20 protein-coding genes are annotated in these 22,108 nt (G+C 45.1%); 9 read left to right on the plus strand and 11 right to left on the minus strand.

Annotated features, from left to right (window positions below; translation table 11 throughout):
- Nucleotides 1-29 precede the first annotated feature (29 nt).
- The gene (locus ASD40_RS22220) at nt 30-641 is read right to left on the minus strand and encodes a TetR/AcrR family transcriptional regulator (protein ID WP_057305349.1); all 612 of its coding nucleotides are present in this window, start codon (nt 639-641) and stop codon (nt 30-32) included.
- Between the two features lie 147 nt (nt 642-788).
- Here ASD40_RS22220 and ASD40_RS22225 point away from each other — a divergent pair, with 147 nt between their 5' ends.
- The 3 genes from ASD40_RS22225 (at nt 789) to ASD40_RS22235 (ending at nt 3,328) form a co-directional block, all read left to right on the plus strand.
- On the plus strand, nt 789-1,679 hold the full coding sequence (locus ASD40_RS22225) for an ABC transporter ATP-binding protein (protein WP_057305350.1): 891 nt from the start codon (nt 789-791) through the stop codon (nt 1,677-1,679).
- A complete protein-coding gene (locus tag ASD40_RS22230) occupies nt 1,676-2,488 on the plus strand; it encodes an ABC transporter permease subunit (RefSeq protein ID WP_057305351.1) in 813 nt (270 codons plus the stop codon). Before ASD40_RS22225 ends, ASD40_RS22230 begins: the two co-directional genes overlap by 4 nt.
- 195 nt (nt 2,489-2,683) lie before the next feature.
- Nucleotides 2,684-3,328, plus strand: coding sequence for a hypothetical protein (locus ASD40_RS22235; RefSeq protein ID WP_057305352.1), 645 nt, complete (start codon nt 2,684-2,686; stop codon nt 3,326-3,328).
- Between the two features lie 426 nt (nt 3,329-3,754).
- Here ASD40_RS22235 and pruA read toward each other — a convergent pair whose 3' ends face one another.
- Complete coding sequence (gene pruA / locus ASD40_RS22240) at nt 3,755-5,323, minus strand: L-glutamate gamma-semialdehyde dehydrogenase (protein WP_057305353.1); 1,569 nt, start codon at nt 5,321-5,323, stop codon at nt 3,755-3,757.
- A gap of 34 nt (nt 5,324-5,357) precedes the next feature.
- Nucleotides 5,358-6,272 carry a proline dehydrogenase family protein gene (locus ASD40_RS22245; RefSeq protein ID WP_057305354.1) on the minus strand — a complete coding sequence of 305 codons (915 nt, stop codon included), beginning with the start codon at nt 6,270-6,272 and terminating at the stop codon, nt 5,358-5,360.
- Between the two features lie 228 nt (nt 6,273-6,500).
- Here ASD40_RS22245 and ASD40_RS22250 point away from each other — a divergent pair, with 228 nt between their 5' ends.
- Both ASD40_RS22250 and chrA read left to right on the plus strand, forming a co-directional pair.
- Nucleotides 6,501-8,222 carry a sigma-54 interaction domain-containing protein gene (locus ASD40_RS22250; protein WP_057305355.1) on the plus strand — a complete coding sequence of 574 codons (1,722 nt, stop codon included), beginning with the start codon at nt 6,501-6,503 and terminating at the stop codon, nt 8,220-8,222.
- A gap of 173 nt (nt 8,223-8,395) precedes the next feature.
- The gene (gene chrA, locus ASD40_RS22255) at nt 8,396-9,628 is read left to right on the plus strand and encodes a chromate efflux transporter (protein ID WP_057305356.1); all 1,233 of its coding nucleotides are present in this window, start codon (nt 8,396-8,398) and stop codon (nt 9,626-9,628) included.
- Between the two features lie 9 nt (nt 9,629-9,637).
- Here the strand turns inward: chrA and ASD40_RS22260 are convergent, their stop codons facing one another.
- Nucleotides 9,638-10,444 (minus strand): MBL fold metallo-hydrolase, encoded by an 807-nt coding sequence (locus ASD40_RS22260; protein ID WP_057305357.1) that lies wholly within the window; start codon nt 10,442-10,444, stop codon nt 9,638-9,640.
- A gap of 5 nt (nt 10,445-10,449) precedes the next feature.
- Nucleotides 10,450-11,352, minus strand: coding sequence for an SMP-30/gluconolactonase/LRE family protein (locus tag ASD40_RS22265; RefSeq protein WP_057305358.1), 903 nt, complete (start codon nt 11,350-11,352; stop codon nt 10,450-10,452).
- 170 nt (nt 11,353-11,522) lie between these two features.
- On the opposite strand from ASD40_RS22265, the gene ASD40_RS22270 reads away from it, so the two are divergent.
- Both ASD40_RS22270 and ASD40_RS22275 read left to right on the plus strand, forming a co-directional pair.
- Nucleotides 11,523-12,674: an MFS transporter gene (locus ASD40_RS22270; protein ID WP_057305359.1), complete on the plus strand. Its 1,152-nt coding sequence runs from the start codon at nt 11,523-11,525 to the stop codon at nt 12,672-12,674.
- Between the two features lie 48 nt (nt 12,675-12,722).
- Nucleotides 12,723-13,502: a 3'-5' exonuclease gene (locus ASD40_RS22275; RefSeq protein ID WP_057305360.1), complete on the plus strand. Its 780-nt coding sequence runs from the start codon at nt 12,723-12,725 to the stop codon at nt 13,500-13,502.
- A gap of 84 nt (nt 13,503-13,586) precedes the next feature.
- Here ASD40_RS22275 and ASD40_RS22280 read toward each other — a convergent pair whose 3' ends face one another.
- The 6 genes from ASD40_RS22280 to ASD40_RS22305 all read right to left on the minus strand — a co-directional run bounded on the left by ASD40_RS22280 (nt 13,587) and on the right by ASD40_RS22305 (nt 19,324).
- A complete protein-coding gene (locus ASD40_RS22280) occupies nt 13,587-13,958 on the minus strand; it encodes an IDEAL domain-containing protein (protein ID WP_063860124.1) in 372 nt (123 codons plus the stop codon).
- Nucleotides 13,959-14,411: 453 nt separating this feature from the next.
- Nucleotides 14,412-14,609, minus strand: coding sequence for a hypothetical protein (locus ASD40_RS22285; RefSeq protein ID WP_057305361.1), 198 nt, complete (start codon nt 14,607-14,609; stop codon nt 14,412-14,414).
- Nucleotides 14,610-14,651: 42 nt separating this feature from the next.
- Nucleotides 14,652-15,437 (minus strand): SDR family oxidoreductase, encoded by a 786-nt coding sequence (locus ASD40_RS22290; RefSeq protein WP_057306258.1) that lies wholly within the window; start codon nt 15,435-15,437, stop codon nt 14,652-14,654.
- Between the two features lie 589 nt (nt 15,438-16,026).
- Nucleotides 16,027-17,676, minus strand: coding sequence for an immunoglobulin-like domain-containing protein (locus ASD40_RS22295; RefSeq protein ID WP_057305362.1), 1,650 nt, complete (start codon nt 17,674-17,676; stop codon nt 16,027-16,029).
- Nucleotides 17,677-17,930: 254 nt separating this feature from the next.
- Complete coding sequence (locus ASD40_RS22300; RefSeq protein ID WP_057305363.1) at nt 17,931-18,476, minus strand: QcrA and Rieske domain-containing protein; 546 nt, start codon at nt 18,474-18,476, stop codon at nt 17,931-17,933.
- A 29-nt stretch (nt 18,477-18,505) separates the two neighbouring features.
- On the minus strand, nt 18,506-19,324 hold the full coding sequence (locus tag ASD40_RS22305) for an MBL fold metallo-hydrolase (protein ID WP_057305364.1): 819 nt from the start codon (nt 19,322-19,324) through the stop codon (nt 18,506-18,508).
- A 159-nt stretch (nt 19,325-19,483) separates the two neighbouring features.
- On the opposite strand from ASD40_RS22305, the gene ASD40_RS22310 reads away from it, so the two are divergent.
- The gene (locus tag ASD40_RS22310) at nt 19,484-20,353 is read left to right on the plus strand and encodes an SDR family oxidoreductase (protein ID WP_057305365.1); all 870 of its coding nucleotides are present in this window, start codon (nt 19,484-19,486) and stop codon (nt 20,351-20,353) included.
- A gap of 186 nt (nt 20,354-20,539) precedes the next feature.
- Nucleotides 20,540-21,679, plus strand: a complete 1,140-nt coding sequence (locus ASD40_RS22315; protein WP_057305366.1) for a PQQ-dependent sugar dehydrogenase — start codon at nt 20,540-20,542, stop codon at nt 21,677-21,679.
- The last annotated feature ends 429 nt before the right edge of the window (nt 21,680-22,108 follow it).

A 22,108-nucleotide genomic window follows, 5' to 3' on the forward strand; every position in this document is an offset into this window, starting at 1 on the left:
CCACTTCTAAGGAGCAACAAAACTTAAACTTATGTATGAATGATCGGTTGAGGCGTGCTGCCGATCCCATAGAAAAACAAATGCACCATTTCCTCGATCAACGTGTCCATATTCCCATGTATACCGGCATATTCCAGCATAGTGTCCGCCTGGCTCGTCAACATTTGCATATACATCATGATAGTGGATGTAGAAAGCGCCCCGGTGATTTCCCCATTTTTCTTGCCGTCTTCAATCAGCTGAATGACAAGTGGAACACCCTTGGCCATATATTCTTCTTTGAGAAAATTCCCCATTTCCGGATCGTCGTGCCATATCTGCTTCATGACCTCAAGACTGAACGTTCTGGACGATTTCTTCTTCTGGAAAACGATGTACTCGATCTTCTCCTTCAGAGTGTGATCGCCAGAGAGAAACTCCCCAAATTCTTTCAATGCCGTCCTTGCATAATCTTTGAACACTTCCCGAACCAAGGCTTCCTTGCTGCCGAAGTAATTATAGATGGTTACCTGCGATACGCCAGCCGCTTCGGCGATATCGGCGATCCGCAGTTTTCTGGGATCGGACGTATTCAGCATATTCAAGGTTGCGTACATGATTTTTTCTTTTTTTTGCTGGGCTCTTTTTTCATAGCCGTTCATTCGGATCACCCGTTTTTTTGGAATAATGAAATTATAGCATATATATATTTCAAAAGTATTGACGGCACTAACATTCAGGAGTAACATAAGTTTTGAAATTATTCATAAATAATATTTCATAACTTTCATATTTGGAGGTGGCCGCGCATGTTGACTGTTCAGCAGCTGACCAAAACATTCCCGAACGGAAAAGGGATTTTTGACGTATCGTTTTCGGTCAAAAAAGGCGAGGTGTTCGGATTTCTAGGTCCGAACGGGGCCGGCAAATCCACGACGATCCGGCATATCATGGGATTCATGAAACCGGATAAAGGCTCAGTGAAGGTTGGCGGACTGGATACCTGGGCTAAGCAGGGAACCGTCCAGCGGTATATTGGTTATTTGCCAGGAGAGATCGCGTTTATCGAGGGCATGACCGGGCGAACATTTTTGGATTTTATGGCGGAAATGCAAGGATCGAAGCATTCGGCGCGGCGGGAGGAGCTGATCGACCGCTTCCAATTCGACGTCCGGACCCCCATCCGCAAAATGTCCAAAGGAATGAAGCAGAAGGTTGGCATCGTCGCCGCTTTCATGCATCAGCCGGAGGTGATCATCCTGGATGAACCGACATCGGGGCTGGACCCGCTTATGCAGAAGGTGTTTATCGACCTCGTACTGGAGGAGAAAGCCCGGGGCACAACGTTCTTGATGTCGTCGCACAGCTTCCCGGAGATTGAGCGGACATGCGACCGTGCAGCCATTATTAAGGACGGTGTCATCCTTACCGTCAAAGATATCCACGAGCTGCAGTCGATGCAGCGGAAATTGTTCGAATTGACGTTCGAACGTACAGAGGATGCGGAAGTATTCGGGCGGACTTCCGGCATAACTGTCGAATCGCGTGAAGGCAATCGCGTGCGGGTGGCTGTACAAGGAGAATATGCTCAATTCCTCTTAGAGACGTCTAAGTACCCTATCCGAAACCTGGACGTATTCACGCAAAGCCTCGAAGACGTGTTCATGAACTATTACGATCGGAAGGGGACATTACAATGAATTCCGCTCTCTATAAACACATGATGAAGATTCACATAAAAGGGATGATGAACTATGCGTTCGGATCAGCTTTCTATATCCTGCTCATGTTCTGGCTGTTCCCTAGCTTCGCAGGAAATAATGCAGCCCTAGACGAGTTGATAAAGTCCTTGCCGCCCGGCATGACCAATGCGTTCAACTTGGGCAGTGGTTTCGGCACAGTGGAGGGTTTCATCTCAGGCGAATATTACGGACTGCTGCTCGTACTGATCGTTTCTATTTTTTGCATTATGTTCAGCACGCAGCTGATGGCGAAGCTGGTTGACCAGGGATCGATGGCGTATTTGTTGGCTACGCCAACCACCCGCGGGAAAGTGGCGATGACGCAGGCAGCCGTTTTTATGACTGGGCTTTTGTCCATCATGGCGGTTACGACATTATGCGGGTTTGCTGGATATTCCCTGTTTATAGGGGACTTGAGCGATTTTCACGGAGCGGCATACTTGCGTATGAACCTGGCAGCGTTATTGCTGTTCTTCGCGGTCGGCGGAATCGCCTTTCTCGTCTCTTCATTAGCCAACGACGAAAAGAACGCGCTCGGGATCTCAGCCGTGCTTACCTTCGGGTTTTTCAGTCTAGATTTTATCGGCAAACTGAGCGAAAAGATCAATTGGCTGCGCAACCTGACATACTTCTCATTGTATGATCCGAGCGGCATTATCGGCGGTCAGACGGAAACCGCGCTTGCATGGTCGGTATTGATTGTGATTGGTCTTGTGACCTTTGCGGCGGGAATCGCGCTGTTCCGCAAACGTGATTTGCCTTTGTAAGGCTGCTGTTGATCAGCTTATAAACATGGGGTGGCACAACATGTTCATTCTCCGCTATACTAGAGTTATTTATTAAAGCTGGTCGTGAAGCACACGCCGCTTTCATCTATGTTCGTAAGGAGTCAGCTCCTCGTGAATATAGATGAGAGCGGCGTTTTGTTTTAGCCAAAAATCGCTGAGAAAGTAGGAATTACAATGAAATTTGAGCAAGCTTTCGAAACTTTCATGACTTCACAGATTGCAGCAGAGACGAACGGACGCAGACGGGAACGGTTAGAGCAGGGGCTCGGACATGGAGAAATGGAATTTCTGCGCTGTGTGTGGTATCCGGCAGTAGGACAGTTCGACCATCTCTACCCAGAATGGGAAGTGCGTGACTTCACGAACGGCTACCGCTATTTGGACTTCGCTTATAGGCCGGGAGATGCTAAGGGAGTGATTGAAATCCAAGGCTACAGCTCCCATGCCCGCGATCTTGATCTTTGGAGATTCAAAGACCTCTGTCTCCGGCATTGCCATCTTACTTTGGATGGATGGCTGGTTATGCCTATCGCCTACCCATCCATTGTTGAGTCCCCGAAGCAGTGTCAGCAGCTTATTCTTTCATTGGTAGGCAAGTTCATCTCATCCAATGTACCAGAGTCACTCTCTTGGCTGGAAAGCGAAACAGTCCGGTTCGCGCGAAGACTATTGCGCCCATTCTCCCCTTCGGACCTTTCCGCTCATCTCCAAGTAAGCACGAGACACGCCAGAACTGTCTTGCACCACTTATGCGAAAAGCAGCTATTAGTCGTATCGCGCGGACAAGAGCGGGCTCGCATGTACCGTCTTAATCTGTAAAGAATACGAAAACTGGATCGTGTTGACGTTTTCTGAGGAAATCCTCTTCAGCATTAGGTACGCAATTCAATCGGAAGGCTGAAATCACCTTGCATGTCGGAACGAGTACGTCATCGATCCTACTGAAAGGGAACGTGGGTGCGCTATTTGTGCTAAATTAGCCTGTTTACCTGCTTTAGCGGAACTACAATCTCTTATTTTCCCTTTTTGAACAATATTTCAGCAAAAATGGCAAAATAGCGGATCGACGTTCCCTCTACTCTCTAAACAGTCAGCTATTTTGATAAATAGCGGATCGTAGTTCCCTTTCACTGCTCGGCGACGGATCCTTGAGGCGAACTTAGTCCCCTAGCGTTTCCGCACCTCGGCTGCCGATCCTATAAAAAAAGAAGGCCAGACTCATCGTCTGCCCTCTTCTTCTATGCATTATACTTTACGTGAAGTCAACTTCGCTTGTGTGAGGAGCATGAGGTAGTCGTAACCGCCTGCTTTGGAATCTGTACCCGACATATTGAAGCCTCCGAAAGGATGCACACCCACCAATGCGCCTGTGCATTTGCGATTAATGTACAAGTTGCCGCAGTGAACAGTGTCTAATGCCTCAGAAATCCGCTCCTCATTCGTGGAGTAGTAGGAACCTGTCAAACCAAATTCCGTATCATTGTACATCGCGATGGCTTCTTTCCAATCCTTCGCTTTAGCAATGGCCAAGACAGGTCCGAAAATCTCCTCCTGCATAACGCGCGCTTTGCCGCTTACATCGCCGAACACAGTTGGCTGAATGTAATAGCCGTTTCCTTCAGCCTTATCACCACCAGCAAGCAGCGTTCCTTCGGTTTTCCCAATTTCAATGTAATCTAAAATTTTATCATAGGAAGCTTTATCAATGACTGGACCCGCTGCGAAATTGTGTTCAGGCAAGCCGCTTTGCAGCTGGTTCGTCAGAGCAACTACTTTGTCTACAACTACGTCGTAAACAGATTCTACAATGATTGCACGTGAACCTGCCGAGCATTTCTGCCCTTGGAAGCCGAAAGCAGAAGCCACGATCGCAGCGGCAGCCGCATTGAGATCTGCTGTTTCGTCCACGACAATACCGTCTTTGCCGCCCATTTCAGCAATCACACGCTTAATCCAAATTTGACCAGGCGCCACGTCCGCGGCCAACTTGTTGATGCGCATACCGATCTCCTTGGAGCCGGTAAAGCTAATGAATCGAGTCTTCGGGTGTGTCGTTAAGTAGTCTCCCACTTCCGCACCGCTTCCTGGGATGAAGTTAATTACCCCAGCAGGCAGACCAACTTCCTCCATAAGAGCCACGAATTTGTGAGCAATAACAGGCGTGGTTGAAGCTGGCTTCAGCAAAACGGTGTTACCAGAAACAACCGCCGCAATGGTCATACCCACACAAATCGCTAGCGGGAAATTCCATGGCGGGATAATAACGCCAACGCCTAATGGGATATAACTAATTCGGTTGTTTTCACCAGGAATTTTGGCTAATGGCTGCGTCTCGTTGATTTGGCTCAAACGAATCATTTCACGCGCGTAGAACTCGATGAAATCGATCGCTTCTGCAGTATCTACATCCGCTTCAACGTAGTTTTTGCCTGACTCCAGAATCATCAACGCTGAGAACTCATGCTTGCGATCACGCATCAGCGCAGCAGCTTTAAATAAATACTCCGCACGCTCTCTAGCGGGAACCTTTTTCCAAGTTTCGAATGTTTCGAGGGCAACGTTCATCGCTTTTTCAGCAAGTTTCTGATCCGCTTTGCTTACATATCCAATGATTTCGTCTACATTCCCCGGGTTAATCGAAGTGATCTTAGCCTCAGTTACAATTTTCTCAGTACCGATATAAAGCGGGTATTCGCGCCCTAGCTCACTTTTCACTTTGGCAATGGCAGCTTGCATCGCATTCACATTTTCCTCTAGACCGAAATTAGTAAATGGCTCATTTGCATACGGACTAACCTTCATAAATGTATTCATATTATTGCTCCTCTCCGAATGGGAAACTTGGGTGTTATTTAAACATATTTTTTAGAACAAACCAGACATTCGCTGGGCGCTCTGCTAACCTTCTCATGAAATATCCGAACCAATCTACACCGTAAGGGACATAGACACGAACCCGATATCCTTCTTTCACTAATTGCTTTTGCAAATCTTCACAAATCCCATAAAGCATCTGGAATTCAAACTGTTCGATAGAGATAAGATTTGACCTTACAAATTCTTTCGTAAAATGAATGATCGCCTCGTCGTGGCTCGCAATAGCTGTATAATGACCGTTCAAAAGATGCTTTTGAATGATTTTTTTATAATTTTCATCAACCGCGCTTTTTTCTGGAAAAGCAACTTCCGGAGATTCCTTATAAGCACCTTTCACAAGTCGCAGATTGGCTCCGAGTGCATGTAAATCATCGATATCCTGCATGGTGCGGAACAAATAAGCTTGAATGACGATGCCAACGTTGTCATATTCTTGTCGAAGCTCTCTGTAGATATCGAGGGAGATTTGACAATGCGCATAATCCTCCATATCAATTCGCACGAAATTTCCATGCTGACGAGCACAATCAAGAATTCTTTTCATGTTGTTTACACAGAGCTCTCTACTGATATCTAGCCCAAGAGAAGTCATTTTAAGCGAAAGATTGGATTTGACGCCTGAACTAGCAATCGCCTCTAGCGTTTGAATACACATGGCCGCTGATTCCAACGCTTCTTCTTCACTAAAAACGAACTCTCCCAAATGGTCCAGGGTCGCTATACGACCATCTTGATTAAGCCCGCGAACAACTTCGATGGATTGCTGGATGGTCTCTCCTGCTACAAAACGCGCTGCACCAAAGCGTAAACCATACTTTTTGGCTAATCGATTGGCAGTTCTGCTTTTGCCTAAAGATTGAAACATATTTTTCATGATCGTTTCCATCTGTTATTCCCCCAAAAGGAATTATACAATAGTGTTAAATTTATAATTTTATTATACACTCTAATCTAAAATTTGAACACTATTTGTTTATGTGAAAATATTTCTTGGATATTGAACAGGTTTTGTTTCTTTACCTTTATCATACTCACCTTCTCGGCTTCTTGTGTTGAATCTCCCTTGCTTTCATGGTAAATTTAAACCAAATAAATGGTACAAATGAGGTCAATTATGTTCATTAATGAACACTTTCCGTTGAACAACCCTATGATCACACTCCCTGTTGAAACAACGCTTGAAGAGCTTTCTTCCTATTTAAACAATGGGACGGCAGTTATTGCCCATTCGCATGACGAAATATGTTTATTTGCACCGGAAGATGCTGGCCTTATGACGGCCTTTTCCGCTAGAAACATCGAAGAATTGGTAGAAAGCAGCAACTACTTTGTATCTGCGATTATTACTGTGGACGATAATACCCCTTTGCCGCTTGTACCTCAACGAACAAATCGGCCGGTACTTTTCAAAGATAAGGATGGAACCATCAAGGGATACTCCGATTTATCCACGTATCTCAATTTCGTCCATTCCGAGTTGCAAAAGTGGTCTGCCTATTTCACCGCACTAGCAGATACCGTCACCGATGCTGTCACGGTCGTTGATCGAGCCGGCGCTGTGATTTGCTGGAATTCCGTCGCTGAGGATCTTTATCATCTTCCGGCAGTAGATATTTTGGGCAAACGCATTGGCGAACACTTTGATATCGAAACACTGATGGTCCTGAAAATTTTGGACGAAGGCCGGATGATTCGTAATACCTACCACCGTCCTCGGCCGGACACTCACGTCCTTATTAATGCGTCACCGATCAGAGATGCTCAGGGTCATATCATTGGAGGCATTGCAACCGAGCAGGATATCACGCAATTGGTACGATTGAACGAACAATTAACAACAGTCGATTCCTTCGGACTACCACATAAAGATCAGGCAGAAGATCTCTTTACCTTAATTAAAGGAAAAGGACCTGCTATCGGCAAAGTCATCCAATGGGCCAAAAAGGTGGCAGCAACAGAAACACCAGTCCTCCTGATTGGAGAATCGGGTGTTGGCAAAGAACAGCTTGCTCATATTATCCATCAGTCGAGTTCAAGATCCGAGCAGCCTTTCTTGACAATTAATTGCGGCATCGTTCCCGCAGGTTTATTGGAAGCCGAATTATTTGGCTATCAAGGGGGCGCCTTTACGGGAAGTGAAAGTGGACAAGCCGGCAAATTGGAGCTAGCCAAAGACGGCACGTTGTTTATTAATGAAATCGAGAAGCTTCCATTAGAGCTTCAAGCTAAGCTTTATCATTACATTACACAGCAAACGATCGTTCGCTCTGGAGGAAGTCAACCTATCAGTGTGCGTACGCGAATCATTATCGCAACTACACAAGATTTAGCTAGCAAGCTGGTCAATCAAGAATTCCGCTCGGATTTGTACTATGCGCTCAATGTGATTTCCATTCGGATTCCGCCTCTAAGGGATAGAACCGAAGACATTCCTGCCATGGTCCAAATGTATCTCAAGCAGTTTTCACCGCAATACCAGAAGCCTGTTCCAACACTTTCGCCAGAGGTCATCTTGGCTTTCACCAACTATTCATGGCCAGGAAACATCCAAGAATTGAAAAATGTCATCGAGCGATGCATCATTCTTAATGATGAAGACCTGATCACCTTGGAACATTTGCCAGTCACTTTACAGGAGCAGCAACCAAGTCTTACTTCTTCAGAAGGAGATTCTGCGACGACTTCATTAAAAGCGAAGGTGTCTGATGTGGAAGAAATCCATCTGATTGAAGAAGCACTAGCCAAAACGGCAGGCAATAAAAGCGCAGCAGCCAAACTACTAGGCATCTCCCGCGGCACCCTTTACAACAAGATGAAGGAATATCAGCTGGAGTAATAGGATGAACACCCGCGTATTTTGCGGACGCTGAAAAAGGACCATGAATTCTACCCAGTAGATTTCATGATCCTTTTTATGTGTAGGGAGTAATCGGATGGTCCTCATTGTTGTATTATTTGTGCTAAATGGTAGAATCGCGATGCAATTTCCGATACACTACAATTACTTAGATGTTCATCAATCGTCATTGGGGAGGAAATAGGTTGGACACCGCTGCAAAACCACAGCAAAGCAAACGAAGAGCATTGCTTGAAGTATTTCTCGTATCAACAAAATTAGGATTGACGTCATTCGGTGGACCCATTGCCCATCTGGGCTACTTTCACAACGAATATATTCAGAAACGTAAATGGATGGATGAGAAAAGTTATGCCGATCTCGTTGCTTTATGCCAGTTTCTCCCTGGACCAGCCAGCAGTCAAGTAGGTGTTGGAATCGGTACCATTCGGGCTGGATTGTTGGGAGGCGCAGCTGCTTGGCTTGGGTTTACTTTACCTTCTATTATTCTCCTACTACTCTTTTCCCTGCTGATGAAAGCCATGGATGTTAGCAGCACTGGCTGGATTCACGGTCTCAAAATCGTCGCCGTTGCCATCGTCGCACAAGCTGTTCTCAGCATGGGAAAAAAGTTAGCATCAGATAAAAGCACGGCCTCCATAGCTATCGCGGCAGCTTCAGTAACCTTGTTATGGCAGACGGTCTATAGCCAAGTTGTTATTATTTTACTCGCCGGACTCATCGGACTATTTGCCTTTAAAACCGTTTCGAACCAAGATAACAGTACCATTCAAGTGCGCGTTCATCGCTCTGTTGCGATCCTTTGCTTGATCATGTATGCGCTGCTGCTGCTGCTTCTACCAATTTTCAGCAGTCTATGGCATTCACAGCTCTTATCCCTTTTCGATTCATTTTATCGGGTCGGTTCCTTGGTCTTCGGCGGCGGCCATGTCATTCTCCCCCTTTTGGAACGCGAAGTTGTCCCGCAAGGTTGGGTTAGTAAAGAAGTCTTCCTGGCTGGATATGGGGCTACGCAGGCAGTTCCGGGTCCGCTTTTTACATTTGGCACGTATTTGGGCGCCATGTTTGACGGATTCAGAGGGGCTATCGTGGGAACCTTGGCCATTTTCCTGCCTGCCTATCTCTTGATAATAGGGGCTTTGCCTTTTTGGAATTCATTACGAACAAATGTCAAAATTCAAAGTGCTTTCGTAGGCATTAATGCGGCCGTTGTCGGTATCCTGCTGGCGGCACTTTATAACCCGCTTTGGACAACCGCCATTATTCGTCCTTATGATTTCGCACTGGTTATCGTATTGTTTGGCCTTTTGGTATTTTGGAAATTACCGCCTTGGTGCATCGTCCTCTTAGGAGCTATTACGGGTCAAGCTTTGTATTATTTATAAAATGAATCACTACTTCGCATATACCAGTGTCTCACCCGGTTGGAAAATATGAAATTTCTGCCCCGGATGCTTCTGATACAAACGGTCAACGAAGGATGCGATCCCTTCACTATTGTTTGCATACATATCGAAGTGCACAGGCACAACGATATCGAACTTCTGGTGAGCTGCTAAGTCAGCCGCTTCCAGAGCGTTCATGTTGCCGACGACACCGAGGCGGTTGCGGAAAATGTCCCTTCCGTTAATCGGCAGAAAACCTACATCAATAGCGAAGCCGGTCAGCGCCTCGACTAACCCCTCTGTCAGAAGCGTATCCCCTGCATGATAAATGCACAGTCCGTCCCATTGTAAGACGTAGCCTAAGTAGTGATCCCAGCCTTCACCATCTCGCACACGTTCCTCGTGCCAAGCCGGAATGGGGTGAATGATCAGATCAGCGCCGTATTGAAATGCCTCATGGGTCCCAAGCGCATGCAGCCGCTCTGCTGAAATGCCGATCGCCTCCAGAGCAGGCAAACACGACTTCGGAGCACCAAACTGACATTGGGGAGATGCCACCGCGATTGCTCGCAGCGTATCTGGATCCATGTGGTCCATATGCTCATGCGTACAAAGCACAAGATCCAAATCCGTTAGTGTCTCCGGCTTCACAGGAGGAACATATCTCCGCTGCCAAAAACCCTCCGGAAAACCAGGAAGATCATCAACAGAATCCGTCAAATACGGGTCGATCGCTATAGCGAGATCTTTTTTACGCAGAATAACACCGACCTGGCCGATATATTGAATCTTTAAATGTCTATTCTCATTTGTCATAGAACCTACCCTTTCCGTTCCTCATGCTGTACTCCGAATGAATGCGTCTTCGTACCTCTCACACCTGGCTTTACCGCAAAAATCCCTCCAGCATGTGGTTGATCCCCCGCCTGATCCTCCTGAAGACCCTTTCGGGCGGTCGTAATGTACAAGGTGTCTAGCTCGTCTCCACCGAAAATACAGGAGGTTACTTTAGCTGCAGGAATGGCAATGCTGTCTATCTTTTGAGCTGTTTTTGGATTCCAACGGGACACCTGCCAACCATCCCAATGGGCGATCCACAGCATCCCTTCTTCATCGATCGTCATCCCGTCAGGGAACCCTTTTTCACTCCGAAAATCGATCCGTATTCTCGGATTGCTAATTTCACCTTTATCCGGCTCATACTCAAATGCGAGCACTAGCTTTTTCATAGAATCGATATAGTACATTTCTTTCTCATCTAAGCTCCAAGCGATCCCGTTGGAAACGCCCACTCCCTCGTAAACCTTGCGATAACTGTGATCCGTTTCTAGCACATAGAGTGCACCTGTAGCGTCTTTTTCAATAATCTCCATGGTGCCCGCCCAGAATCGCCCGTTAGCATCACATTTCCCGTCGTTAAACCGATTTTCCGGTAAATGTGATTCTGGATCAACAAGAGGCGTAAGCTTTCGCTGCTGCATCTGGTACTTTTGGAATCCAGATTGTGTCGCTAACACAACCTCATTTTGGCCGGCACAGACAACCGCGCCGACATATTCTCCAATGAGAAAGTCTTCGTTTAACCCTGTTTCAGGATCAAACCTTCCAAATTTTTTTCCTATAATATCAACCCAATAGAGCAAACGCTGTTCCGTATTCCAGCACGGACCTTCAGCTAATGTGGCTTTGGCATCAAGTACCAGTCGCACGATTGGTGTTCCCATTATGCATCAACTCCTCTCACTAATTGTAAACCGTCCTCATAGAGATTGGAAGATGCAGGGATACGTCTCTGAAAGAATCGCTTAATTTACTTTGGATTCTTACCATGACATGTTAGAATGTAGTTTTACAACAGCATTGTGCTAATTTATCTAGGAAGGTTAAGGTCATCATGAATTCTTCAAATTTATTGCGTTCGTTTAACTTTTTGTATTTTGCACTACTGGCTATGTTTGTTTCATTTCTTCCCGTCTATTTAGATGCGCAAGGACTTCCAGCAACGAAGATTGGTCTCATTATAGGAACGGGAGGCTTCATTGCCATCTTCTCGCAACCATTATGGGGCATGATCAGTGATCGAACGAAGACCATTAAGAAGGTTATGTTACTCCTATTAGGGTGTTCAACCATTGTGGGGTACTTCTTATACGCCTCATCCAGCTTTATTGTGCTTCTTCTTTTTACAATGCTTATGTATTTTTTCTTAATGCCTCTCGATCCCCTGACAGAAAGTCTAAATTTCCAAACAGCGGAGGCTAACGGGGTAAGCTACGGTTCGATTCGAACCTTCGGAGCTGTCGGTTATGCGGTCATGTCCTTGGCCGTTGGTTATACCACACAATTTTTTGGAATCAATAGTTTGGCGTTCTTGTTCGCAGGAATAGGCATCATTAGCATTCTAATCTGCTTGCCCTTGCCTGATGCGCCTGTAACTGGGAAACCGATTTCACTAAAAAGTCTACGCAAATTCTTAGGAAATAAAGAAACCATTTGGTTTATGTTACTTATCTTTATTGTTGCCGTGCCACAGCGGATCAACGATACTTTTCTTGGTGTCTATATTCGAAAATTAGGCGGCACCCCCGACATGGTCGGTTTGGCCTGGTTTCTAGCAGCTGGAAGCGAAATTCTTGTATTCGCTCTAAGCTTTTGGTGGCTTCGCAAAGGGAAAGAGTTAGCGATTATTTCTTTCGCTGCTGTGTTTTATTTCATTCGCTTTTTTCTATCCGCGTGGGTAACAGATCCTCATATTCTCGTGTATCTTCAGCTGCTGCAGACCTTTACATTTCCGATATTTTATTCAGCTGCTATCCAATATTTATATCGTATTGTTCCTGAAGAATGGCGTGCAACGGGACAGACTGTGCTTGCGATCCTTTTCTTTGGCGTATCGGGTATCGTCGCCTCCTATTTGGGTGGCTGGTTCTACGAAAGCTTTGGAGGGAAACAATTATATCTATGGATTTCAGGAATGTCCTTTGCAGGTCTACTGTTTAGTTTCGTTCTAAATGCGGTCTATGGAAAACGTAAGCTGGTATCCTAGGCATTTTCTGATAGAATGGAAGCACAGAGAAAGAACGGGGGCTACATCATGGACTACATTATTTTGGACATTGAATTCAACGGTCGCAAGTTTGCGAGCGATTTACCTATGGAAGTTATTGAAATTGGAGCAGTTCGCTTAGACTCTTCCTTACAGGCTATTGATGAGTTTTCATCTTTAGTCAAACCGGTATATTTCTCCAAATTGAATGGGTTTATCAAGAAAAAAACGGGCATCCCCCAAGAAGATATCGATCAAGCCGATGGCTTTCGTAAAGTCATTATGGATTTCATGGACTGGCTAAATAAAAGTGAAGCTTTCCTGCTAGTCACCTGGGGTGGCGAAGATTTGAAACGCATCGTGTTTGATACGCGGATGCATAAGTTGGATGATGCATACTGGATGGCCGCCAGCTATTTTGATCTACTGAAAGGGTTTATCCGTTATAAAAATGTGACGAATGATGTCAGTGTCGAGGCTGCTTTGCTCGATCTTAACATTGCTGCTGAAGGCTCCGCTCACAGAGCATTGGACGACGCGCGTATGACAGCTGAGGTATTTCGAGCTATTTTTACGGAGTTAGATTTCGAGCGCAAACAGCAATACATCGACGTGTACGCTAATGCCAAGGAACGAAGGCTGGTTAAGACCGCTATTCGAGCCATGACGGCTCAAAAGGTAACTCCTACATGGGAGCTGCTGGTTGAACACTATTTCACCGACAAAGTGACACTTACCGACCCCAGAAAAATCACAGAACTTCAGACTCTTTTTGCCGCGGAAGTCACGAAAGAGAAACAAGTCTCAACCAAGGCACCTATACAGTAAGCGGGAAAATATAACTAAAAAGCCAATCCATTAGACGACATGCAAGACATGTCTCTTGGATTGGCTTTTCTTTGATTCGCCCCATTAAAACTGATCAACACCTAAGCGGTTATGATAGTAGGACGGAAATATATCACGCTCGCCGCGTTTCGTGCCATTTTGTTGAATAGCGAATAATTTCGCTGACAATTCATTGAACCATTGCTCGTCTCTCGTTGTTAGCGCCACATCAATCAAGCTCTTTACTTGATCTTCTATATCAAACTCGCTTATCGGTAATTTCTTTACGTCTTGACTGCTTACTTCCATTATTTTTCCGATGGCAGTTTCACGATCAGATGCAATAACGTGCACCCGAGCAACGCCTAACAGCACATCAATAGACTCAATATAACCATGCAGCAATTCATCTTCATTTGTAGTTGCCACAACCCAATCACTGATTACAAAGTTCATGATTATCACCGCCATTAACTTATTTTTTGTAAGGACTCGATACTGTAATTATAAATATTACAGTATGGTTTGTCAAGACCTACAAATTCCTCTTTGAATAATCAATGGCAGTGATGGCTAAAGCGAATACGGCCCCGTCAATTATGTATGCCAACGAATAAATCGTCTATAAACGAAGCATATTACCCTATACCATTGAAAGGGTGAGAAGCATAGATTACTTAACCAATAACAGAGACACAAACTTTGAATCTACGGTTGATGCTGAAGGTAACTCGGATGATTCCAACGAAAACGGGCCTGATGATACGGTTATCAGAAGCTCCGAGCACACTAGTCCTGAAACATGTCGAGCAGGTTTTGACGATTAGTTGTTAGAGAAATTAAATAAGCGTATGTTGGTTACGGGATAGTCCCGTGAGTCAACATACGCTTTTCAATTTTTATAAGTGACTATTCATCATTTTTCTTGTTATCTTTCTCTACATCTTCAATTGTATATTTCATGCCTCCAGTACGAGCATGATCCAAGACGACATTGACCTCCTTGGATTGTCCGCTTTTCGGATCGTATGAAGTGACAGTTTCTTTTTGCTCATCCATGGTTTCTTTCACCTCCGAATATAGACTGCTCATTCCTTGGAAATTCATCCGTATCCCTCACCCACCAACAAGTGGGCTTGCAGGCTATCGTTAAAGCAGCGATTCAGCGCCGTCAATAAACAGCTCCGTGCCGGTAATGTGGCTCGAAGCTTCCGAGGCTAGGAAGGCTACCAGATTAGCTACTTGCTCCGGCTGACCCGGTGCGTGTTCCAACGGCTGGCTTCCTTGCGGATATTTGACTGGAATTTTGATTTTCTCGAGCTCCGGCGTCGGCTGCGTATTTTCGCCAATGTTGGTCTTGATTGACCCTGGACAGATGGCATTGACGCGTATTTTGTAGCGGGCCAGTTCTAATGCGGCCATTTTGGCGAATGCCACTTGTCCCGCCTTTGAAGTGCTATAGGCTGTCATCCCAAATCCAGAGAAGGCACGGCTGCCGTTAATGGAGCTTGTGATGACTATGCTGCCGCCGTTCTCTTTCATATGTGGAATTGCATGTTTGACGCATAGGAATGTCCCTTTCAAATTGACAGAAAGTGTGCGATCCCAATCCTCAGATTTCATATCTTCGATCGGCGCCAAAACCCCGTTGATGCCAGCATTAGCAAAGACGACGTCTAGCCGTCCCCAGGTTTTTACCGTTTGCTCGAACGCTTGGGCAACACGGTCCGGATCAGAGACATCGACATCAACGGTGATCGCATGACCGCCTGCAGCCACAATATCCTGTTTCGTCTGCTCTACTCGGTCATCTTTCAAATCCACTAGACATACTTTCATCCCTTGCTGTGCAAGCATCTCAGCGGCAGCCTGACCAATTCCTGATCCCGCTCCCGTGATCAATGCAACCTTATCCTTCAAATCCGGCAGTCCCATGCGCGGTTTTTGTATCGTTTGCACGCTAATGATCTATTCACCCCTAACCCAAATAAGTAGTGGATTGAAAAAGAATCCATACTTGGTTTGCCCGATAGGGATGAAAAATATGTGATTAGTCTTAAAGGAGTCACCTCCAATAGGGAGACTTTAAAGAAATGTTGCACATCGTACAACAATCGGAAAGCTTTCCAGCGATTTCCCTGCGATTGTTGTAAAAAATACAACACTTTCTCCCAAAAAGAGTCCAATTGGGTAAAATAAGGCTAAATTGTTGTACAACATACAACATCTTCAGCTTGATGAGAAAAAACTCCTATTTTTGTTGTACGTAGTACAACATTCCCACAATACTCTTTCATCGGTTAACATTATGTTACTTTAAAAACCAGTCCGGGTGGTCATCCTTCGTTAGGACGGCATCCAATGGAAATATCATGTCGATAAACTCACCTGTATATGCATTAATATCAATGCCAACACCATCAATTCAAGTCAACAAAATGTCGCTCATATAAAAGAATCCCCACCTTAGAAAGATGGGGACTCATTGTGACTGTATTTTCTTTTATGAGTTTAAAAAATAGTATTAGGGAAGCTGCTTCACCGTCAAAACAAATGCTTTTGTTTCGGCATATCCGCCGCTCGTAATAACAGCCGTCATGATAACAGCCGTATCTCCGCTGGCAGCTGTTGGTCGAGTAACGACACCGCTATTAGAGATAACTGCCGTATTGCTCGAAACCCAAATGACATTGGAACCATTCGGCCCACTTACAGGCAGGCCAATATTGTTCTTTACGCTGGATGCAGAATCGGAAGTTCCGAAAGTGATGGCCAGTGCCGCTTTATCTACAGTTACGCGCTGCGCGTCCGTCAATTGCTGTTTTACCGTTACTGTAAAGACCTTAGTGTCGGAATAGCCCCCGGCTGAAATGATTGCACTAACAACTACCGTTATATCCCCTTGTCCGGCAGCTGGACGATTTACCGTTTTGCCGTCGTTCGAAATAACGTATGGATTGCCCGAATACCAGATGACGGATGATCCGTTGGCGCCCACAGTGGGCAGTGTTAACGCTTGAGTGACACTGGATAACGTATCTGTCCCTCCATAAACGATGGCCAAGGCCGCTTTATCTGCAGCAACTCGCTGCACGTCCGTCAATTGCTGTTTTACCGTCAACGTAAAGGTTTTGACATCCGATGAGCTGCCCTTCGTTATGATCGCCGTTAGTACCACCGATGCGTCACCACTGCCAGCGGTAGGTCGCTGCACGGTTTTACCGTCATTTGAAATGACGGATGCATTGCTAGATACCCAAGTGATCGTGGAACCGTTTGTCCCGCTAAGCGGCAATGTCAACGGTTGTGTTACACTGCTTGTTGTATCTGTTCCGCCGAATGTGATGGTAAGCAGCGCTTTATCAGCAGCTACTTTCTGAGCATCGGTCAACACCGACTTAACTGTCAACGAGAAAGATTTCGTTTCCGAGACAGCACCATAGGTTATGGTAGCTGTCAAAGTAACTGCGGCATCCCCTTGCGCTGCTGTTGGACGGTTTACCGTTTTGCCGTCATTCGAAATTATCGCAGCATTGCTGGATACCCAAGTAATCGTGGAACCGTTTGTTCCATTAAGCGGCAAGGCTAACGGTTGAGTAACAGCGCTAGCCGTATCCGTCCCACCGAAAGTAATCGCCAACGCCGCTTTATCTGCAGCAACTCTTTGGGTTTCCGAGTTCTGCTGCTTAACTATTAGGGTAAATGTTTTGGTTTTTGATACTTCACCGTAATTGACAGTGGCTGTAAGCGTTACCTCAACATCCCCTTGCCCTGCGGAAGGTCGAATTACGGTTTGTCCGTCATTGGAAATAACCGAAGGCGTACTCGATTCCCAACTGATAGTGGAACCATGAGTTCCTGCAAGCGGCAGCGCCATAGCCTGAGTGACTTGATTTTTCGAGTCAGTACCACCGAATGTAATCTCCAATTCTTTGAAGTCCGCCGCAACTCGCTGCTCTATCGTCCAGTTATTCTGATCGTGCTTTCCTTGCTTCCGCTCCATTGCTCTGCGTATAGCTTCACGGGCTGTTTCATTCTTGTTCCCTCGTTCAAGAGCATTTTCTAAGCCAGTTTTCTTCTCCGCATGTTTGTTCGGATGCTCATCATTAGCGAATGCGGCTCCCGTTACCATCAAGCTTAGGATCGCTGTGCAAAATAAGACTTTTGACTTCATTCAGTTGCTCCTCCTCACATTCTTTCTTCCCCTAATATACTTTCGAGAAATTTACAATTTTTAGGGGGTGCTGGCCTACTTCAGAAATAAAGAATAGTTAAGGATTTTAGATGGCCCTGCCAGCTGTTATAGCAGCTTGTTTGTCATGCAATTATTTTGTTCCTTGATTAGCGCTCTTCATCTGCTAAAAAGGAACCGCGGCTACATTGCGCCCGGTTCCTTTTTCATTACGTTTTCCTATTATGCTCGCTCTTTTATATTCCTTTTATAGGCGACATAATATCAATATAGACACTGCCTCTTGCGATAATAGGCTTATAGGTATCCAACCCTTTTAACACCACCCTGACCGCGTTTCCCTGTTTATCGAATTCGGCGCCATGGCATGGACATAAGAAGAAAAGATCCTTTTTTCTACTTCGTTGCTCTATCGTTGCCGGCAGCACATCGCAACCCAAATGCGTGCAAACAGACGAAATAATGAGTAGATTCCCCTCCGGCCCCTTTGTGATATAGACAAATCCTTTGTTGGATTTCTCTACCCATCCATCCTTGATCGTTACCTCATAGTCCACCTTTTCAACGCTAGTAATCGCGTTTAACCGGTTGAACTCGCCGAGCTTCACGATATGCCCAGGCATCTCGATAGCAGACTTCTTACTTTCTTTTTCCTGCTGAACAGCTCCGTAATAAAATAAAGCCGTGTTCCCTGCTAGAATCCCTGTCGTCCCTATAACCCATTTACTTGCTGTGTTCAAGAATTTTCTTCTAGTAATCTTTCTAGGTAATCGTCCCTGCATGACGCACACCTCCTGAGAAGATGAATGACTTAACTAGAATATTCCTGCGCAATGATTCTACTATTTTCTTCGTGACATTCTTCTGTAAAAGAGGATTTATAAGCATGCTCATCACCAAGCGCGGCGATAGCATGTTCATCTTTTGCAATGACCGCCTTAATAAGCCGTTCCAAATGATCCGAAGACATGTCCAAACGCCTTTTCATCTCCGCCATATCGGTAGTAACTTGGCCATGCCCCGGAACTAACAGTTCGATGGTGTGTTGATCTAAAATCTGGCTTGCCGTATTCAACGTTTCCTTATAGGCTTTGGCACTATGATAAATAAACGGTAATTCGAAATCAGATAAATAGTCGCCCGTAATCCATATACCCAACGGCTCAATGACAGTAAATAATCCATCCGGCGTGTGTCCTGGGGATTTATAGAAGGTCAATAACGTATCCCCTATCCTTAGTTCCTCGGCATCTTCCGAGATGATGATATCAAGGACTGGAAATTCGACGGGATAATTTCGATTAATATAATGTTTCCTATCGAATTCTAGAATCAATGCAATCTTATGGTCTTTCTTCGGGTGACAGCTTAGTGCATAACTCCCGATGGTTTTAGCGCCGGGAAACGCTTTATAACCAATAATGTGATCAAAATCGCCATGTGTAAATAACAGGTATAGGTCCCGATCAGCTTTGACCGAATCAACATAGTTCCGAATTTCATCAACTTCATTTGGAAGCCAGTTCGGATCAACAATTAATACCATTTCCTTCGTCAGCACAACGGTTGATGTCGTTTGATATAATGCGCTTTGAAAAACGGTTATGTGTTCATTTTGATATGTAATCATGAGTATTTAGCTCCTTATATAAAACTTTTCTTGTTTCTTATACTACCACGTGTATTTGAGTTACGGTATCTTCCGATTCGCATTGTGGGTCACAAGAAATGGTTCAGCGTATTGAAATCAGGTTAATAAATTAGGAATTCAAACAAAGGAGTGATCATGATGAGTTCGCAAACCGAACACATTCAAACGTTACCCCCGCAGCATCAGAATCGTAGGCCCGGTCTGGAAAGAGAAATGACACCCCGTCCAATTTCGGTTGACCGGAAGTACAAGGGCAGTGAAAAGCTGCTTGGCCGAACAGCCATTATTACAGGCGGTGATAGCGGAATTGGAAGAGCCTTAGCAGTCTGCTATGCGGCTGAAGGCGCTGATGTGGTCATTGTTTATTTGGACGAGCATGAAGACGCAAAGGAAACCAAGCGCTTAGTTGAAGCCGAGGGTCGAGAGTGCGTGCTAATCGCTGGAGATATTGGTGAGGAAAAATTTTGTATGGATGTTGTTAAACAGACTGTAGCTAGCTTTGGTAAACTCGACATTCTCGTTAATAATGCGGCCGAACAGCATCCACAGGACAGAATAGAGGATATTACGAAAGAGCAGCTTGAGAAGACGTTTCGTACGAATATCTTCTCATTCTTTTATTTGACTAAGGCGGCTATGCCGCATTTAAAAGAAGGTGCTGTCATCATTAATTCAACCTCGATTACAGCTTATCAGGGAAATGCAGGGCTGCTTGATTACTCCGCTACCAAAGGAGCTATCGTATCGTTCACCCGCTCACTGGCCTTGAACGTTATTGACAAAGGGATCCGTGTTAACGCAGTTGCACCCGGTCCAATCTGGACGCCGCTCATCCCTTCAACTTTCGATGAGGAAAAGGTATCCAAATTCGGATCCAACAGTCCGATGAAGCGACCCGGGCAACCTGAGGAACTTGGACCGTCCTACGTGTTCCTTGCCTCGGATGATTCTTCCTACATGTCAGGGCAAGTGCTGCACGTGAATGGTGGACAAGTAGTAAATGGCTAATCAACTAGGATAATTTGACAAGGTCAGCGCCTTTTGTTGAAGGCATTGACCTTTTTTGCCTATTTCCCTTCATATTCAAAATTTGATAATCCATGCAGTTTCTCGTTCCCTTCCACATAATGGTATAATAAATCTTACATACCACAGGCTAGGCATGTTCATCTAATCATTGAGGGGGAAAAGGTTATGAGAACTATCCTTGTTATTCTAATAGCTTTATCATTTGGGATAACCTCTGGCTGTACGCCGAATAAGGAAGTTAATGAGCCATCTCCAGATCAGACTTCAATTATACAAGTGGATATACCCTATACAATGGAAACAGTCGCCGAAGGTCTTAATGTCCCTTGGGAGATGGATATCGCGAAGGATGGACGGATTTTTTTCACAGAAAGACCTGGTATGTTGCGTGTGATTGAGAAGGGTCTTCTGAACCCTGAGCCGCTAATCTCTTTCGAGGCCCCCTTCATCAGCGAAGGTGAGGGAGGATTGTTAGGGCTTGCGCTTGATCCCTCTTTTATGGAAAACCATTATATCTATGTCTATCACACCTATCGAGTGAAGGATCAAGTCAACAATCGTGTGCTGAGACTTATCGAAAAAAATAACAATGCGCAGCTGGATAAAGTATTAATTTCCGGATTACCAGGGGCGGAAAACCATAACGGCGGAAGGATTAAAATTGGTGTCGATAAGCTGCTTTATATCACCTCTGGCGATCGGTATGATCCCCCTTTAGCTCAAGACCCAACTAGCACGGGAGGCAAAATATTACGAATTGCCCTAGACGGTTCTATACCTGCCTCTAATCCTTTTAAGAATTCACCCATCTACAGCATGGGACACCGTAACCCTCAAGGGCTCGCTTGGCATCCTGAAACAGGGAAATTGTACAGTTCCGAACATGGACAATCCTCACATGATGAGATTAACCTTATTGAACCTGGGGGCAATTATGGTTGGCCATTAATTGAAGGTGAAATATCCTCGAGTCCAGAGAAAGCTAATCTAAAAACGCCAATCCTCCAAAGCGGAAAAGAAACGTGGGCACCATCAGGCGCAGCATTCGTTAGCAAAGGGCCTTGGAAAGGCAGCCTCTTGGTAGCAGGATTGCGGGGAGAACGGCTTCTAAAAGTAAACCTAAAAGGTCCAAAATACGAAACTGTTACCAACGTGGAACATTTATTCCAAGGGAAATTCGGCAGGCTTCGCAATGTCTATGAAGGACCCGATGGATCACTATATCTCATGACGAACAACCGTGACGGTCGCGGCAAGCCAAATAAAGGCGATGATAAGATCATTCGACTGAAGCCAAACTTTTGACTGCATAACTTAGTTGAATAACGTTGATTTAGTTTCTGCCCTTGCGCTTCCAAAAGATGCGTTTAGGGCATTATTTGTATATTTAAAGGGATGTCTTGGTTACCAATGTTGTAGTTTAGAGTCAATTTCGTAATTCAAAACCCTTGCTACATAAGGATTTATAGCGCATTCAAAAACAGTCACCTACCCAAGATATCCATTGGGTGCCAAGAATTTCATGTTGTTATTCTCCGTTTAAGTACTAGAAATCAGGGCATTTAAGTGGATAAATCCCTTTCTGAATTCTGTAATTGGTTTGAATGTCAATAGCTCGTACGATGTTTATCGCGCCTTGTGGGAAAATAGTGCTTTAATAGTGAAATTAGCTCCTTAAGGTTTATCCGACGATATTTCTATCGAATCCACACTTCATTTGAACGTTAAGAGTCT

Origin of the sequence: Paenibacillus sp. Root444D2, assembly GCF_001426375.1 — a bacterium.
GTDB lineage: Bacteria > Bacillota > Bacilli > Paenibacillales > NBRC-103111 > Paenibacillus_E.

Coding starts and splice junctions, on each gene's coding strand:
- ASD40_RS22220 (WP_057305349.1), bottom strand. CDS start 641: ATGAACGGCTATGAAAAAAGAGCCCAGCAAAAAAAAGAAAAAATCATG.
- ASD40_RS22225 (WP_057305350.1), top strand. CDS start 789: ATGTTGACTGTTCAGCAGCTGACCAAAACATTCCCGAACGGAAAAGGG.
- ASD40_RS22230 (WP_057305351.1), top strand. CDS start 1,676: ATGAATTCCGCTCTCTATAAACACATGATGAAGATTCACATAAAAGGG.
- ASD40_RS22235 (WP_057305352.1), top strand. CDS start 2,684: ATGAAATTTGAGCAAGCTTTCGAAACTTTCATGACTTCACAGATTGCA.
- pruA (WP_057305353.1), bottom strand. CDS start 5,323: ATGAATACATTTATGAAGGTTAGTCCGTATGCAAATGAGCCATTTACT.
- ASD40_RS22245 (WP_057305354.1), bottom strand. CDS start 6,272: ATGGAAACGATCATGAAAAATATGTTTCAATCTTTAGGCAAAAGCAGA.
- ASD40_RS22250 (WP_057305355.1), top strand. CDS start 6,501: ATGTTCATTAATGAACACTTTCCGTTGAACAACCCTATGATCACACTC.
- chrA (WP_057305356.1), top strand. CDS start 8,396: ATGTTCATCAATCGTCATTGGGGAGGAAATAGGTTGGACACCGCTGCA.
- ASD40_RS22260 (WP_057305357.1), bottom strand. CDS start 10,444: ATGACAAATGAGAATAGACATTTAAAGATTCAATATATCGGCCAGGTC.
- ASD40_RS22265 (WP_057305358.1), bottom strand. CDS start 11,352: ATGGGAACACCAATCGTGCGACTGGTACTTGATGCCAAAGCCACATTA.
- ASD40_RS22270 (WP_057305359.1), top strand. CDS start 11,523: ATGAATTCTTCAAATTTATTGCGTTCGTTTAACTTTTTGTATTTTGCA.
- ASD40_RS22275 (WP_057305360.1), top strand. CDS start 12,723: ATGGACTACATTATTTTGGACATTGAATTCAACGGTCGCAAGTTTGCG.
- ASD40_RS22280 (WP_063860124.1), bottom strand. CDS start 13,958: ATGAACTTTGTAATCAGTGATTGGGTTGTGGCAACTACAAATGAAGAT.
- ASD40_RS22285 (WP_057305361.1), bottom strand. CDS start 14,609: ATGAATTTCCAAGGAATGAGCAGTCTATATTCGGAGGTGAAAGAAACC.
- ASD40_RS22290 (WP_057306258.1), bottom strand. CDS start 15,437: ATGGGACTGCCGGATTTGAAGGATAAGGTTGCATTGATCACGGGAGCG.
- ASD40_RS22295 (WP_057305362.1), bottom strand. CDS start 17,676: ATGAAGTCAAAAGTCTTATTTTGCACAGCGATCCTAAGCTTGATGGTA.
- ASD40_RS22300 (WP_057305363.1), bottom strand. CDS start 18,476: ATGCAGGGACGATTACCTAGAAAGATTACTAGAAGAAAATTCTTGAAC.
- ASD40_RS22305 (WP_057305364.1), bottom strand. CDS start 19,324: ATGATTACATATCAAAATGAACACATAACCGTTTTTCAAAGCGCATTA.
- ASD40_RS22310 (WP_057305365.1), top strand. CDS start 19,484: ATGAGTTCGCAAACCGAACACATTCAAACGTTACCCCCGCAGCATCAG.
- ASD40_RS22315 (WP_057305366.1), top strand. CDS start 20,540: ATGAGAACTATCCTTGTTATTCTAATAGCTTTATCATTTGGGATAACC.